Here is a 14411-nt window from a genome sequence, read left to right as displayed (position 1 = left end):
TTTGTTAGTAATTGGTTATGCCGCAAAGATATGCTGGGTTGCGATGCGTGTCAAGGCGGAAAATAGAATGGTTACTTCATAATTTTATTTGAGCGCTTGTTTCAACGGAAATAACAAAAAATGGGGTGATGGTTGTACATCGTATTTACGATTCTCACCCCGTCTTTTGTTTTATAAGAGCGTTACTTCCTATTTACTTTCAATCTCCAACACACCTTTCGTTAACCCTTTTCCGGAAGCTTCCAGTATAATCTTTCCAGGCTTGTCGGAAGAAGAAACGATAGCAGTCATCATACCGTTAAAGACCTTCATTTTCGGTGTCTGGAACGATTCGAGCGAAGCAGGATTTCCGTTGGCTCCTGCACGGTATGTTCCCGCACCTTTCACTTTGAAGTTGATAACATTGTCGGCTAGCGGGCAGAGATTCCCATCTTTATCCACTACTCTGACAGTTACAAATGACAAGTCTTTTCCGTCAGCTTTAATTTGTGCGCGGTCCGGTGTCAGTTCGATATGATGAGGCTTTCCGGCTGTATGAATCTCCTTTTCAGCGACAGCCTTGCCGTCTTTGTCATAAGCCACCACTTTCACTGTACCCGGTTCGTACTTCGTATCCATCCACATCAAGCGATAACGCTGCTGGCGTTTAAGGTTGGCCATAGAAACGGAATCGGCACTGTTGTCAATTGTTACAGAGAGGTCTTTCGTGCGTTTGCCTTGGCTCTTGCCGTTGATGAACAGCTCGGCAGACGGATAGTTGGTATAGACAAATATAGGTACTACTTCCCCTTCGTGTCCTTCCCAATTCCAATGAGGCAGGATATGGAGCGTTTCTTCTTTCTTGTTCCAATGACTGCGATAGAGATAATAACGGTCTTTCGGCAATCCGGCAAGGTCGATGATTCCGAATAAGGAAGAATGGCTTGGCCAGTCCGTATAATAAGGCGTCGGCTCACCCAGATAGTCAAATCCGGTCCATACGAATTCTCCGATACAATACGGCAAGTCTTCATGCTGAATGAAATCATCTTCGGGCAGATTAGACCATCCGCAGTGTTCCACGTCATAAGAAGAAGCCTGGTGGTCGGGATATTTATGCATCGAACGGCGGGCAACAGGCAGTTTGTACACACCGCGCGAACTGAGCGTTGAAGCAGTCTCGCTACCCAGGATAATCTGTTGTGGGATTTTCTTGTAATTCTCTTGATATTTGTGCGGACGATAATTAAATCCGGCTACATCCATCACGGCAGCCATATTGTTATTAACTACGGCATCGGGAGCATCCATCCCTTGAGTGACGGGACGTGTCGGGTCTTCACGATGGCAAATGTCTTGCAGAAAGCGGGAGAGCTTAGGACCACGGTCGCCGTTCCACTGGTCGGGAACTTCATTACCGATACACCACATCACCACACTGGGATTGTTGCGGAACTGATGAAGCAGATTTACTAAATCCTTCTCCACCCATTCATCGAAAACCTTATGATAGCCATTCTGCAATTTAGCACCTTTCCATTCATCGAATGATTCGGCCATTACCATCATGCCCATCTCGTCACAAGCACGAATCAATTCCGGTGCAGGCATATTGTGGGAAGTACGGATGGCGTTGCAACCCATATCCTTCAATATACGTATCTGTCGACGAATGCCGGCTTCATTGGCGATGCCACCCAAAGGACCTAAATCATGATGATTGCATACACCCTTGAACACAGTACGTTCTCCATTCAGATAAAATCCTTTGTTCGGGATGATTTCTATAGAACGGATACCGAAGGGTGTAGTATATTCATCTTTCAGCGTATTTCCTTCATAAACCTTGGATACGGCAGAATAGAGTGACGGTGAGTTGGGCGACCAAAGTAAAGGAGTATCCACCACGAAATTCTGTTCAAAGACTTTTTCGTCATACTTAGTCCCCTTTTTCTCGTTGGTGGCTACTACTTTTCCGTCGGGAGCTTTCAGTTCGGTCACGATACGGTAATCGGTAAAGGACTTGCCGGAAGGAAACTTAAGACTGGTCTTCAAGTTCACTTTGGCGAATTCCTTTTTCACGACAGGAGTAGTCAGTTGCGTTCCCCATGTCGGGATATGGGCATCCTCGTTAACCACCAGATGAACATTCCGGTAAAGCCCTGCTCCCGGATACCAGCGTGAAGACTCGTTTTCGTTTTCCAGACGGACGGCTAATGTGTTTTGCCCGTTCGCTTTCAGGTAAGGGGTGGCGTCAATGCAGAAAGAGTTATAGCCATAAGGCCAGCAACCTGCTTCTTGTCCGTTGATATACACATGGGCATGACTCATGGCACCGTCAAGGATAAGGGTTGCTTTCTTGCCGGAAGAGAATCCCGGAGCCTCAAAATTCAGGCGATACCAGCCCACTCCGACAAAAGGAAGTCCGCCTGTACGTCCTGCGTGTTCCATTGCTTCCTTCTGACCATCTTGGGTGATAGCTACTTTCTGTTTGTCATTGTCGATACTGAAAGGGCCATAAATAGCCCAGTCGTGCGGGACGGTAACAGATTGCCATTTGGTGTCATCATACTCTTTCTGACTGAAATCCTTGTTGTCTTCGCGGGTAAATTTCCATCCCTTTTCAAAGGTCTGTTCGATGCGCACTTGTGCGACTGTAAATGTCGGTAAAGCTGCTAATAGAGCTACTGCGATTTTAAGATGTTTATTCATAAATATATGGGTAAAGATTGTTTTTCTTTTTGATTTTTAAGTTATGTGTCCTCTTTCACTTCGTCTTTTGTTTCGGGTGGATTCAGACTGCTTCCACAGTATTTGCAAAATTCCGCATTGTCTTCATGATCGGAACGGTGGCAGTTGGGACATTCCTTGTCCCTTCTTCGTTTATAATCTTTCATCATCGAAGCCGATACGATACCTGTCGGCACGGCGATAATGGTGTAACCGATAAGCATCACACAGGCAGAAAGGAACTTCCCAAAACCGGTGACAGGAGTGATGTCTCCGTAACCTACAGTAGTCATGGTGACAATTGCCCAGTAAATGCTGTTTGGAATATTGTTGAACTGTGAGCCGGGATGCGTGCCTTCAATCATATACATCAACGTGCCGATAGAAGTAACCAAAATCACAACAAACAGAAAAAATACCGCAATCTTTTTGCTGCTCTCGCGCAGGGCTGTGAGCAGCCGTTCGCCTTCGTTTAGAAAGTTGAACAACTTGAATACACGAAATACCCGTATCAGCCGGAAAGCACGTATGATAAGCAGGTAGCGTGCACCTGGGAAGAGTAGCCCGATATAGAGTGGCAGGGTAGCCAACAGGTCAACGATGCCGAAAAAACTAAGAACGTATTTCCGGGGATGGGGCGAGCAATAAATTCTCGTCAGATACTCGAACGTGAAGAAAGCGGTGAACAGATATTCCAGCACGACAAACGGAGTCGTCAGGTATGAAGGAAGTCCTTGCAGGCTTTCAATAATGACGAGTAACACGCTGACCAGGATACAGCCGATAAGAATCACATCGAACAATTTCCCTGCAGGGGTATCCGATTCGAAAATGATGACGTATAACTTTCGTTTCAGTTTCTCATCATGCAGAAAACGTTGGATTCTTTCTTTCAGTTTCATAATAAAGAAAAAATGGTGTTAGTCAATCACCCAATTCTTGTTGTAGGCAACAGTCTTTTGCGGGTTGTAATACATTCCTTCCTGTGTGGGGATATGGAGAACATAGGTTTTACTGGTTTTGTTTTTCAGCGAAGTGTCGCGCAGCCATGGGTTGGCGTCACGGAGTTGTGCATAAGTGATACCTTGTTGTTTGGCAAAATCGCTCAGGTTGTCGATGGAAGTGCTGACAGTCACTTTCTTGTATGGAATAGCCGGGTAGAGATGTTCTCTTTTCAGCAGGAATCCATACCGTTGCGGGTTGCTTAATATTTCTTTGGCAGCGAGCAGACGGAACATATAGCGTGACGTTTCTTCCACCAGCCATAAGTCCATGGCATGGCTTGCCAGTTGCTTGTCGAGTTGGGAAGAGATGCGAGCCTGTCCGGCATTATATGCAGCAGACACTGTCAACCAGTCGCCATATTTGTCATACGCCTGTTTGAAATACTTGCAGGCGGCAACGGTTGCCTTCTCGATGTTGTAACGTTCGTCCACGTTATCATTCACTTCCAAGCCGAATTCCCGTCCGGTGACAGGCATGAACTGCCACAGTCCGGCTGCTCCGGCAGGAGAGCGGGCGATGTTGTTCAGGTTACTTTCAATCACCATCAGATATTTAAAATCATCAGGAATACCGTTCGCTTTCAATATCGGTTCCACGATAGGAAAGTAGCGGTTGGCACGCTTTATCAGGAGCATGGTTGTAGAGTGCATATAGGTGAATGCCATCATTTCGCGGTCCATCCGTTCGCGGCGGTCATAGCGGCGAAGGTCGATGGTGGTTCCGTCGAAAGTGACTTGGGTGGGCACAGTGGGCGAGGTGACGCAGTAGGGCACTTCCGACTTGGCCGAATGTTGTTCATTGACATGGCTGCTACCTATCAGAGTAGGGATAGTGGCACCAATGCAGAACACAGATATAAGAGTTAGGATATAGTTGATTTTAGTTTGTTTCTTCATTTTAATTCTTTATTTAATTTAAAATAAGCAGCCTTTTAGCATAGTTCATACCTGAAGCAATCCATGCCCAAGGCAATTATGCTGCAAGGAAACCTTGCTTCAGCACTACACCGATTGCAAAGATAATCTTATTTTGTTTTTTTCAAAGAACTTTTCCTGTATTTTATACGTTTTGCTAGTATAGTTAAATATACAATAGAATCAAAATGAATATAGCAATGACCGGAGCTACCGGATATATAGGTAAACATCTCTCCAACTATCTGACCGAAAAGGGCGGACATCGCATCATTCTAACCTGGTTGCTCCGCAACAAATCTTCCAATATACTTTCATCCGTGAAATGGCGAAAGCCTACCACGCGTGGGCAACAGTCGTTGTTCCTCAAACAGTCTTTCGAACCCTCGACTTGAACCGCTATATGGGGCTTTGATATGAAATAGCCCGCTACGAGAACCGCTGCCGAACGCCGTGGCTACGATACAAACCGATTGCAATGGATCGAGCAATTCTAAAAAAAACAAGATTATGGATTACAAAATTATTCATCAGCCCGAACAGAAACTGTTCAAGACAGAAGTAGACGGTCGCACCGCCTTTGTACAATATCGCCTTTTAGGTGATTCTTTCGACATCATCCACACGATTGTTCCCCGTCCGATAGAAGGCCGCGGAGTAGCTGCTGCATTGGTGAAAGCCGCTTATGACTACGCGTTGGCTAACGGAATGAAACCGAAAGCCACCTGCTCATATGCCATGAGGTGGTTAGAGCGCCACCCTGAACTGGGATAAAAAAGAACAAAAGGATCTGAGTATGGAGTGTTCCGAGTGGCTATATTGAAAACTGGTATCGTGTTGTTACTTCAAATTCTGGAGATGTGCAAGTTGTTCAAGGGCATCAATATAGGTGTTCTGAAAACGTTTGGTTGCCGAGTAGGCAGGAGCGACGCCTAACCCTTTCGTTCCTGCAATGGAACTGATAACCGCCAGATATCCGCCGCCATTTTTCTTGAAATATGCAAAAGCGGTATCCACCATGCGGATAAATCCCTCTACATTGGTACGTGCCGTATTCAGCTCCACTTCCATAGTCTGCCTGCTATTCCAATTTGCCAGCCTTCCAATAACAGGCATTTTGCTACTTCTTGCCCGATGCCGGAGGTGGCTCCTATAATAATGGCTCGTTTCATTAGAAATATATATGTTTAGATTAACGTTGTTTTCCTATAAATCCAGCAAATGCCGGATAGTTTCCCAGGGTGCATATAGCAACATTCGCGGACCGGAGAAGCGCATTACCTGCCGCATCCGTTCACGCATTGCCGGTTTGTAGCAATGTACCGTGCACTTCTTGCACGAACTCTTCTTCTCCCCAAACGGGCAATGGTCGAGACGCGCGTGTGCATAGCGGAGCAACTCTTCGCAATCAGGGCAAAGGGCGGTATTCTTCTCCTTTTTGCGGCAGTAGAGCCGAATCATCAGTTCTACGGTTCTCTTCTCGTGTGTGATACGTTGTTTTTTCATCTTTTTTTTTACTGTACAAAGATAAGGAAGATTACAGAGAATTTATCCAATTCTGTTTTGTATCTTTGCGGCATGAGAAAATTATTATGTCCGCAATGTAAGATTGCTGCTCTATATGTAAAGAACGACCGGAATGAGAGGTTGTTGGTCTATGTGATGGAAGATGGAGAAATTGTACCCAAGAATCCGGCAGATTCCATGGAGGGGTTCGATTTGACAGAAGTCTATTGTTTAGGCTGTTCATGGCATGGCTCTCCTAAAAGACTGGTGAAAAGATAAGGTAATAGATTCTTTTTTTTGCCCGGTGCGATGTTTGAAAGAGGGCGGAAACTTAAAAATCCGGTTCTTTCTGTATGCAGATGATGTCTCCGTAGACAGGATGGCGGAATTCTATATACTCGGCATGAAGATAGAGTCTGTCCGCTTTCTTGCCATAAAGTTCGTCTCCAAGAATGGGACAGTCCAATCCTTTCGGATGGGCGGCATGTACACGTAACTGATGGGTGCGTCCGGTCAGCGGATAGAAGGCGATGCGGGTATATTGCTTTGATTTTGCGATTATCTGATATTCAGTAACAGCCTCTTTCCCGTATTCTTCACTTACTATCTGGCGGGGACGGTCGAGCGGGTTCAAACAGAGAGGAAGTGAGATTATTCCTGTCTTTTCGGCCTCTGCTATGCCCCCGTCCAGTAAAGCGATATATCGTTTTTTTATGCTCCTGTTCTCGAACTGTGCCTGCAAATGCCGGTGCGCTTCTTTTGTCTTTGCGACAAGTAATAATCCCGAAGTCGCCATATCGAGCCGGTGTACAATCATAGGTCCCGTTGCATCAGGATATTTTTTCTTCAAACGGTGATAGACGGAATCCATATCCTCTGTCTTTCCTGGAACGGACAACATTCCCGCCGGTTTATTGATTACCAATAACCACTCATCCTCAAACACGATTTCCAGTCTCGTATCTTTATGAACATTATCCAATAACGGATTCTCGTCTACTTCCAACCCCTGAAGCATATGTTGCAGAATCGGCTCACATTTTCCCTTACAGGAAGGGTAGTAATAACCATGATGTCTGATTTCATTTTTCGGAGAATCTCCCCACCAAAACTCAGCCATAGCCAACGGCTTTAGTCGATGAAGATACGCATATTGCAGCAATTTGGGCAACGCGCACTCACCTGCACCGCCAGGAGGTACTTTCCGTACAGTCTGCTCAAAAATAGTACATAAGTCTTTCACTTCTCCTTTCGCATTCAACATCCGAAACTCTCCAAACAGCTTTTGCTGCAAAGCCGCCGAACGTTCTTTCCGTTCTGCTTTCAATCTTTCTATTTCATCCTTGAAACGATTAACTTCCGTTTCTCTCTCTTCCAACCGCTTTTTCCAATACTTCTCCTTTCGCTTATATTCAGCTTTCTGATATTGGCTTTCCCGAATCAAAATAGCTTGTTCTTCTTCGGAAATACCATTTGGAGACTGGCGTCGAATCTCTCTGGCCTCCTTCGCGGCTTTTAGTTCCGCCTTGCCCTGATTCAACTCCGCCTGTGCCTGTTCGGTTTCTATCTCCCGTTTTTCTTTCATCTCAAGATAGGAGGGACTATTCTCCAATTCATTGATGCGGATATTGATAGCGGAAATCTGTTCTTCCTCAATCTTGAAAAATCCTTGCGGTTGCAGCAGGTCATAAACAGGAGGAACGAAATAACAATGAAGGTTCTTTCCTGCCAAATTGCCGGAAAAGGCGGCTAAATAACCTATCCTGCTTTTTTCGTCCGTACCTTTTTCTTTGGCTTTGTTCATGGTTCCTTCCGTTTCCTGCACTACAACCAACACCCCGAACATCTTTCCAAGAGCTAATTCTTCCTGCCATTCCTTCCGGCCTGCGATATACTCTTTCACTTCCTCTGCCGCCAATACGCACAACGGATGGGGCGTATAATGGAAAGGATAAGTGAATTTCGCCGGTAGCGCAATGTGTGAAACGGGCTTTTTGAAAAAATGTATCATCGGTTTATATTTGAATGTGATTATTGGTGCAAAAGTAAGGTAAATCCGCGAATTTTGTTCTATATTTGTGACGGATATTATCTACCTTGATGTATTCGACCGCCTGTTGCTGGACGGCAGGCTGAATCCGGATTTAACCATCGACGACCTGCATCTGAATGGCAAAGGTTACAGCATACTGGCCGAAGCTGTGAAACAAGCCGTCGGTTTGTGAGTGATACCCGACTTCTTTTGTTGCTGCTTTTATCGTAAAAATAGATGGTATATCAGTTTATTTTTCCTAATTTTGCCATCAGTTAATAGATTAATAACCCCCATAAAGCGATAAGACTATGGAAAAAGTAATTATCAATTCGTACGAAGAATTTGAAAAACTGGTAGGCAAACAAATAGGCGTTTCTGATTATGTGGAACTCTCTCAGGAACGTATCAATCTTTTTGCAGATGCGACACTGGACCACCAATGGATTCACGTAGATACGGAACGTGCCAAAGTGGACAGCCCTTATCATAGCACAATAGCTCACGGTTATCTGACATTATCCATGCTGCCGTATATGTGGAACCAGATAATCCAGGTGAACAATCTGAAGATGATGATTAACTACGGCATGGATAAGATGAAATTCGGTCAGGCTGTGTTGGCAGGACAGAGCATCCGCCTGGTGACTACACTTCATTCATTGACCAATCTCCGTGGTGTGGCAAAAGCCGAAATCAAGTTTGCCATCGAAATCAAGGACCAACCGAAGAAGGCACTCGAAGGAGTCGCCGTATTCTTGTACTATTTCAATTGATTTAGTTCATGAATAACATAAATAAAGAAGCTGTTTCTTTGACGGGAGACAGCTTCTCTTGTTTTTGATATGTTCTACTTCTTAGCTTTCATCGCCTTTAGTATATTTTTGCGCACAGCACGGATAGCAGGACTTAATAATTCGGGTTCCATAATTTCCAGCATTGTGCGTAACTCCTGTTGCAACTCCGGAATAGAGCAAGTCAGTTGATAGGCAAGTTTTATGCAAAGAGACTGTACTCCGCCCGGTTCCCGCCGGGTTATGACACGCTCCAGACAGAAATCGAGGAAATCCATTCGTGGCGGATTGGCTGCCGGTTGCCGGCTAAGCAGGTTCAGGAGCATCCTTCGTTTTCCCGAATGCGGACAGGACATCGCCGCGTCAATCAGTTCATCCTGTCTCCGGCTCAACCATTCCACATCTTCCTTTGAGAAATGCGTACAAACCCATAATGCCTGATAAGAGACAATCTCGTCCTCGTCAAAGATAAATTGATAGACTTCTTCTCTGAGCTGTCCGTCATCTTGTATGAAGTGAAGTATCTCTCTGATATCTTCGATATGCAGACGCTCGGATAATTTTGCACGCAGGTTCATGTGGCTTTCTTTTTAGGGTTAACTTTCACTTTCTTTGATATTCGCTTCTTTCAACTGTAAATGTAGAATCGGATAAGGTTTGCCCATACCGTCCGTTTCGTCCCTTCCGGTGATTTGGAATCCCATATAAAGGTAAAAACTGAGTGCTTTTTCATTCTGTTCGTTTACGTCTACTTTGTCCATCTGTCTTTTCTGGGTAGCATATTCCAGTAACCGCTTGCCATATCCTTTTCCCTGCTCATCGGGATTTACGAATAACATCTCGATTTGTTCGTCGCTCAGTCCCATAAAAGCCACAATCTTTCTACCGGCATCCCGGATAATGTATAGTTCTACCGCCGGTAAATAGTGATTACGTACCAACGGCTTGTAATACTGGATATGTTCTTCCGTGAGGAAATGATGTGTGTGGCGTACCGATGCTTCCCAGACTTCCAGAATCTCGTCGTAATCCTGCGGGGTAGCCCGGCATATATTAGGAAGATAGTAACACAAATGATCGAATATATTCCCGTTGTATGTCAGTTCCGCCTGATGCAGCACGCCTTCATAGATAAAACCGTTCCGTTCGAGCACCTGCTGAGACCGCTTGTTGTGCGGGTAGCAATTGGCGGTGATGAGGCTGAGTTGCAGTTCGTTGAACCCGTAATTGAGTACAGCCTGCACCGCTTCTGTCATATATCCTTTGCCCCAATACGCTTCGTCAAGCCAGTATCCCAGCATACGCACCTGCGGATTTTCCCGCTTCAGGTCGGGGACGATTCCGATGGAACCGATAAGCAGCTGCGTGTTTTTCAGTGTCATTGCCCAAATATTCTCCTGGCCGATAAACACATTCTGAAGAATCTCCCGCGATTCCTCTATCGTCTTATGTGGCGCCCATCCTGCATTATTACCTAAGTTCGGGTTTTGGCAACAGGCAAAGAAAACTTCCGCATCCTCTTCTTGGAAAGGGCGGAGTAGCAGCCGTACCGTCTCAAGGCTACAGGGCGTCACAGTTTCCCCTGTTTCAGTTTTCTTTTCCATCTTCTTTCTTATATACACATTCTATACGATTCCCGTCTGGGTCAAGGACTATACTTTCAAAATAACCGTTTTCTTCCATCACCGTATTCTGTACATCGGGGCGGCTCATTAATTCCAAAGAAGGTCCTTCACCGAAAGATATGAAGTAAGACTCGAATCCTTTCTTGGGATTCACATATTTTTCATTGCTTTTTCCACCCAGAAAGCGGATATAGAACTCTTTCAATTCCTCCAACTGAGAAGTCCGGATAGCGATATGATGTAGTTTCATTTTGAATCAGATATTCTTTTTATCGTTATGGCTGTTAACTATTATTCCCTCTTTTAGTTGACTGCATCACATATTCATAAACGATACGTGAAATATCAGCGATAATCTTACTGTTGTCCGCAAAACTCTCTTCAGAATCTTTCACGAAGACAGCTATGCTATAAGTGCGTCCATCGGGTAAAAGAACGAAACCGATGTCGTTACAGCCAATCTGTTGTCCTTTCGCATTACGGTCTCCCGTTCCGGTTTTGTGACCTACGGTTACTTTTTTATCAAGCAATGGAGCAACCAAACGGTCTTGCCCGGTCTGGCATTCTACCATTGTCTGCCAGATAAAATCCTTATATTCTTTTGCAAACAACGGTTCCCGCCGGAAAATCTCCAATAACTCGGCGGCAGCCAACGGCGTACTCCAGTTTTGATAACACAAATCCAAATCTTCGTGCATGGCAGCCTCCGTACCGACGATGGCACAATCCTGAATACCTAACGAATGGATATATTTATCTACGGCATCCGTTCCACCCTGATAATTGAATAGTATATCGCAGGCATTGTTGTCGCTCTGTTGAAGCGTGTATCTTAGCAGGTCGGCAATGCTCATCTCAATCTCGCCTTGCGGATACTTATCCCGTAGCGGACTATACGTATCCGGTTTCAAATCCGATTTCTCTATCTTTAGCAGCGTATCTAATGACTGTTTGTGTTTCGCCATATAATCAGCCAGTGCCAACGCCTGATGAAATTTGAAAACACTCATTAAAGGATAATGATTGTCATTATTGACTGTTATCGTATCTTTTCCGTCTATGATGACGGCAATCCCTATTTCGGCTTTCTTGTCTTTGATAGCCTCCTTTAATTGTGCCTCAAGAGGGACACTCTGACAGGAAAACAGCAGGATAGGAATTAAACAAAGAAACACAATGAATGATCGCATAATCAATTTCTTCTTTTAGCGGGTTATTAATTTTCTATTGAAATCACAAAGGTATGAATAGAAATTTGAAAAAGTGAGGATGATATCCTAAATTCTGTTATAACAAAATTGTAAACAAAAAAATTAGGTTTCATATGCTTTTTCCGTTATATTTGTGGAATCTTGTTACTTTACAATTTATAGTAACGGAAATCTATACGAGTAATCCAGAAGCAAATCATCCATTATCTGAATCTGATAGATTATCAGAACCGTATCCTTGAAAAAGTAAAGAAACTGAAGTATTTGAAAGACCAGTTCCTGTTGGAAGAGCATACAAGTATCCGTTCTGTTGCTGCACAAAAAAATCCCGTTTGGATGGAGCCGCAGGTCGGCTATCGCATCAAACTCTCCATTGATAATCTACGTACTTCCGATGAGGCTTTTCAGATTTTGAAGAAACTTGTCGCACGGCAGAAAAATACTCCGAAGGGAATGAAACAATTGGCAGATGCCATTCCGGAAGGATACCTGGATGGGCAGTCGCAAATGATAGATACCGTAAACCTGCAGGAAGTGCATAATTCAGTACGCTGCTTCGTGCTATCCTCTTCTTTTACAATGCTGACAAACTAAGATTGGGCATTCCGAAAGAGAAGAAAAGTTTCGATGCTTTCTATTTTCCTTATGCCAATTCTTACATTATCTATGAGGTGATGCGGGAGAATGGGGCGTATTGTGTGGTAGCTGCCAAATCTCAGGGACGGGTGTTTTTCCGTTTTATTGATGCGCCATTCCAGCAGGACTGGTTTATTGACGAGCATAATGTGGTACATTCCGAATGGGGACGTATCCGCGAACACATCGGTGCGAAGATTCAGATTACTGCACAAGTGACTAGCTATGAAATGTATCGGGACATTATTTTCGGTAATAACCGCAAGCACGAGATGATACCTTACCGCAAGTTTGCCATTGTGGAAAGTGCGAAATATCAGAATATTCCCCGTACGATACAGAACGTCTTTTTGAATTCCAAACTGGATGCCGATTTTATAAAAGATACCATTATCCGTTCGATGAGTGATGAGGATATCTCTGTCGATTTGGATTTCTATCGTAGCCAGATTAAGGAGTTTGAGCAGGAATACAGGGACGTGATGCTTTGGTTTACAAAGAACAAGAATGGAGAAGTGCCTGTCCGGAAGATGGCGGAGAAAGTAATGAACGCCTATCGTGACTTGATTTATACCCAAAAGCAGATTGGTGAAGGGCGTGCGGAGCTTAACTTTGCGGAGAAACGGGCTTTGCATGAGATTCCGTTAGTGAAGGAGGAACAGGCTAAAGCGGAGACAGAGCGTGAACGGTTGTTGCGGCTTATGGGTGAACTGCAACAAAAGTATACCAAAGAACGTGATGGATTGATTACGGAGATAGGTGTAATAAACGATTTGTTCAAAAAGATACGTGAGAAACGTCTGCATTACGAGCAGATGCAGATTGAAGAAATCATCAAACGGGTATCTTGCGAAGAATTATTGGTTCAGGAACTGGAACAAGTCCGGAATATGAAATCGGAACTGACAAGGGCTTATGAGGATGTATTGAGTAAGTACCGATTGCTGTTTGAAAAACTGGAAGCTGATTTCCGTACTTTTGAGAATAGCCAGCAGGCACGGATAAATGTCCGGAATGCAGAGATTGCCGGTAAGCAGGAGGAATTGATGCAACAGCTTCGTGTGGAAGAAGAAAAAGTAAGGGTAACGCAAGAAGAGAAAGTGCAGACAGTGGATAATCGTATCCGGCAGTTGCGCGATGAACAGGCACAGTGTAACCTGAAACTTCAAAAGGTGAAATACGAACATCCCCATCAAAAGGAAATGTCCGATTGTGAAGACGGTATCAACGAACTGCGCAAAAAAGACAAGGAACTGGAACTTAATATTCGTCAGCAGCAAGGAGATATAAAGCAGTTGAGACAGGAGTGTGAATGGAAAGTAAAAGAATTGAAATGGGAATTTCAGGCAAAGATGGAGTCTGTCTGCACAGAGCGGAGCGCGATTGAAGAACAGTTGCAGACATTGGATGCCTTGATTGAGAAACGAAAAGGTTCGTTGTGCGAATGGTTGGAGAAGAATAAACCGGATTGGCAGGAGACGATAGGCAAGGTGGCGGATGAGGAACTAGTGCTGTACAACAATGAATTGCAACCTCAATTAGTGAATAAGGAGTCTACTCTGTCCGGCATTTGTTGTCGTTTATGAAATTCTTTCTGAATGAATTTTATGCTAAATTGGGCAATCGTGCGGAGTTTTTCATTCCTGCGGATGTGAAGAAACGCCTCAAGGACGGCAACCGGCAGCTTTATGATAATCAGTATTTGCGTTATCGGGCCATGTTGGTTTCTGACGAACGTCTAAGCCCATTGGTGGCAATGATTCATAAATATGGGAAAGCGTATGAACAGGAAGGATATATAAAGTATTAAACTAGTCATATGATTACACTGGATAATTTTGAGAACGTTGTCCCCTTCTGCTCTCTACAAAATAAAAAAATGAAAAATATCTGTCATCTGTCACAAATTGTGTTCTAATTTGCAGATTATAAGCACTTAATGGTGTGACAGCACAAGGTGACAGCAGTGTGACGGCAAT

At 44.3% G+C, this 14411-nt stretch carries 10 protein-coding genes and 7 pseudogenes; 8 read left to right on the top strand and 9 right to left on the bottom strand.

All coding sequences use genetic code 11. The features are described from left to right. Positions 1 to 189: 189 nt before the first annotated feature. Genes galB through NSB03_RS10960 form a run of 3 tightly spaced genes read right to left on the bottom strand, consistent with a single transcriptional unit; the run spans position 190 to position 4610 of the window. Positions 190 to 2691, bottom strand: coding sequence for a beta-galactosidase GalB (gene galB / locus NSB03_RS10970; RefSeq protein ID WP_135037197.1), 2502 nt, complete (start codon positions 2689 to 2691; stop codon positions 190 to 192). A 41-nt stretch (positions 2692 to 2732) separates the two neighbouring features. Next, positions 2733 to 3611 (bottom strand): ion transporter, encoded by an 879-nt coding sequence (locus tag NSB03_RS10965; protein WP_024987143.1) that lies wholly within the window; start codon positions 3609 to 3611, stop codon positions 2733 to 2735. Between the two features lie 18 nt (positions 3612 to 3629). Then, on the bottom strand, positions 3630 to 4610 hold the full coding sequence (locus NSB03_RS10960) for a lytic transglycosylase domain-containing protein (RefSeq protein WP_024987142.1): 981 nt from the start codon (positions 4608 to 4610) through the stop codon (positions 3630 to 3632). A 206-nt stretch (positions 4611 to 4816) separates the two neighbouring features. Between NSB03_RS10960 and NSB03_RS10955 the strand changes: the two are divergent. Both NSB03_RS10955 and NSB03_RS10950 read left to right on the top strand, forming a co-directional pair. Continuing rightward, positions 4817 to 4903: pseudogene (locus NSB03_RS10955) on the top strand (NAD-dependent epimerase/dehydratase family protein); the annotation flags it as partial. 235 nt (positions 4904 to 5138) lie between these two features. Next, the gene (locus NSB03_RS10950; RefSeq protein WP_024987140.1) at positions 5139 to 5402 is read left to right on the top strand and encodes a GNAT family N-acetyltransferase; all 264 of its coding nucleotides are present in this window, start codon (positions 5139 to 5141) and stop codon (positions 5400 to 5402) included. Positions 5403 to 5474: 72 nt separating this feature from the next. Here the strand turns inward: NSB03_RS10950 and NSB03_RS10945 are convergent. Together NSB03_RS10945 and NSB03_RS10940 are read right to left on the bottom strand one after the other, a co-directional pair. Then, positions 5475 to 5800, bottom strand: a pseudogene (locus NSB03_RS10945) (SDR family NAD(P)-dependent oxidoreductase); the annotation flags it as partial. Positions 5801 to 5834: 34 nt separating this feature from the next. Continuing rightward, complete coding sequence (locus NSB03_RS10940) at positions 5835 to 6134, bottom strand: nitrous oxide-stimulated promoter family protein (protein ID WP_024987138.1); 300 nt, start codon at positions 6132 to 6134, stop codon at positions 5835 to 5837. Positions 6135 to 6206: 72 nt separating this feature from the next. Between NSB03_RS10940 and NSB03_RS10935 the strand changes: the two genes are divergently transcribed. Beyond that, complete coding sequence (locus NSB03_RS10935) at positions 6207 to 6413, top strand: hypothetical protein (RefSeq protein ID WP_024987137.1); 207 nt, start codon at positions 6207 to 6209, stop codon at positions 6411 to 6413. 52 nt (positions 6414 to 6465) lie between these two features. Here the strand turns inward: NSB03_RS10935 and NSB03_RS10930 are convergent, their stop codons facing one another. Beyond that, positions 6466 to 8145 carry an RluA family pseudouridine synthase gene (locus NSB03_RS10930; RefSeq protein ID WP_135037194.1) on the bottom strand — a complete coding sequence of 560 codons (1680 nt, stop codon included), beginning with the start codon at positions 8143 to 8145 and terminating at the stop codon, positions 6466 to 6468. Between the two features lie 70 nt (positions 8146 to 8215). Between NSB03_RS10930 and NSB03_RS10925 the strand changes: the two are divergent. Both NSB03_RS10925 and NSB03_RS10920 read left to right on the top strand, forming a co-directional pair. Continuing rightward, a pseudogene (locus tag NSB03_RS10925) lies at positions 8216 to 8359 on the top strand (SGNH/GDSL hydrolase family protein); the annotation flags it as partial. Between the two features lie 118 nt (positions 8360 to 8477). Next, the gene (locus tag NSB03_RS10920; protein ID WP_024987136.1) at positions 8478 to 8942 is read left to right on the top strand and encodes a MaoC family dehydratase; all 465 of its coding nucleotides are present in this window, start codon (positions 8478 to 8480) and stop codon (positions 8940 to 8942) included. 74 nt (positions 8943 to 9016) lie between these two features. Here NSB03_RS10920 and NSB03_RS10915 read toward each other — a convergent pair whose 3' ends face one another. From NSB03_RS10915 to bla, 3 genes and pseudogenes are all read right to left on the bottom strand, one after another. Next, the gene (locus tag NSB03_RS10915) at positions 9017 to 9538 is read right to left on the bottom strand and encodes a HEAT-like fold family protein (protein WP_257466392.1); all 522 of its coding nucleotides are present in this window, start codon (positions 9536 to 9538) and stop codon (positions 9017 to 9019) included. 18 nt (positions 9539 to 9556) lie between these two features. Beyond that, positions 9557 to 10835 (bottom strand): annotated as a pseudogene (locus NSB03_RS10910) (GNAT family N-acetyltransferase). Between the two features lie 34 nt (positions 10836 to 10869). Continuing rightward, complete coding sequence (gene bla / locus NSB03_RS10900) at positions 10870 to 11775, bottom strand: class A beta-lactamase, subclass A2 (RefSeq protein WP_024987133.1); 906 nt, start codon at positions 11773 to 11775, stop codon at positions 10870 to 10872. 204 nt (positions 11776 to 11979) lie between these two features. Here bla and NSB03_RS20765 point away from each other — a divergent pair. From NSB03_RS20765 to NSB03_RS10885, 3 pseudogenes are all read left to right on the top strand, one after another. Continuing rightward, positions 11980 to 12369 (top strand): annotated as a pseudogene (locus NSB03_RS20765) (hypothetical protein); the annotation flags it as partial. After that, positions 12342 to 14015 (top strand): annotated as a pseudogene (locus tag NSB03_RS10890) (ATP-binding protein); the annotation flags it as partial. The pseudogenes NSB03_RS20765 and NSB03_RS10890, both read left to right, overlap by 28 nt. A 5-nt stretch (positions 14016 to 14020) precedes the next feature. After that, positions 14021 to 14242, top strand: a pseudogene (locus tag NSB03_RS10885) (hypothetical protein); the annotation flags it as partial. Between the last annotated feature and the right edge of the window lie 169 nt (positions 14243 to 14411).

It is taken from the genome of Bacteroides acidifaciens, assembly GCF_024623065.1.
Lineage (GTDB): Bacteria > Bacteroidota > Bacteroidia > Bacteroidales > Bacteroidaceae > Bacteroides > Bacteroides acidifaciens.
This window is presented reverse-complemented; position numbering and strand designations above follow the sequence as displayed.

Coding starts and splice junctions, on each gene's coding strand:
- galB (WP_135037197.1), bottom strand. CDS start 2,691: ATGAATAAACATCTTAAAATCGCAGTAGCTCTATTAGCAGCTTTACCG.
- NSB03_RS10965 (WP_024987143.1), bottom strand. CDS start 3,611: ATGAAACTGAAAGAAAGAATCCAACGTTTTCTGCATGATGAGAAACTG.
- NSB03_RS10960 (WP_024987142.1), bottom strand. CDS start 4,610: ATGAAGAAACAAACTAAAATCAACTATATCCTAACTCTTATATCTGTG.
- NSB03_RS10950 (WP_024987140.1), top strand. CDS start 5,139: ATGGATTACAAAATTATTCATCAGCCCGAACAGAAACTGTTCAAGACA.
- NSB03_RS10940 (WP_024987138.1), bottom strand. CDS start 6,134: ATGAAAAAACAACGTATCACACACGAGAAGAGAACCGTAGAACTGATG.
- NSB03_RS10935 (WP_024987137.1), top strand. CDS start 6,207: ATGAGAAAATTATTATGTCCGCAATGTAAGATTGCTGCTCTATATGTA.
- NSB03_RS10930 (WP_135037194.1), bottom strand. CDS start 8,145: ATGATACATTTTTTCAAAAAGCCCGTTTCACACATTGCGCTACCGGCG.
- NSB03_RS10920 (WP_024987136.1), top strand. CDS start 8,478: ATGGAAAAAGTAATTATCAATTCGTACGAAGAATTTGAAAAACTGGTA.
- NSB03_RS10915 (WP_257466392.1), bottom strand. CDS start 9,538: ATGAACCTGCGTGCAAAATTATCCGAGCGTCTGCATATCGAAGATATC.
- bla (WP_024987133.1), bottom strand. CDS start 11,775: ATGCGATCATTCATTGTGTTTCTTTGTTTAATTCCTATCCTGCTGTTT.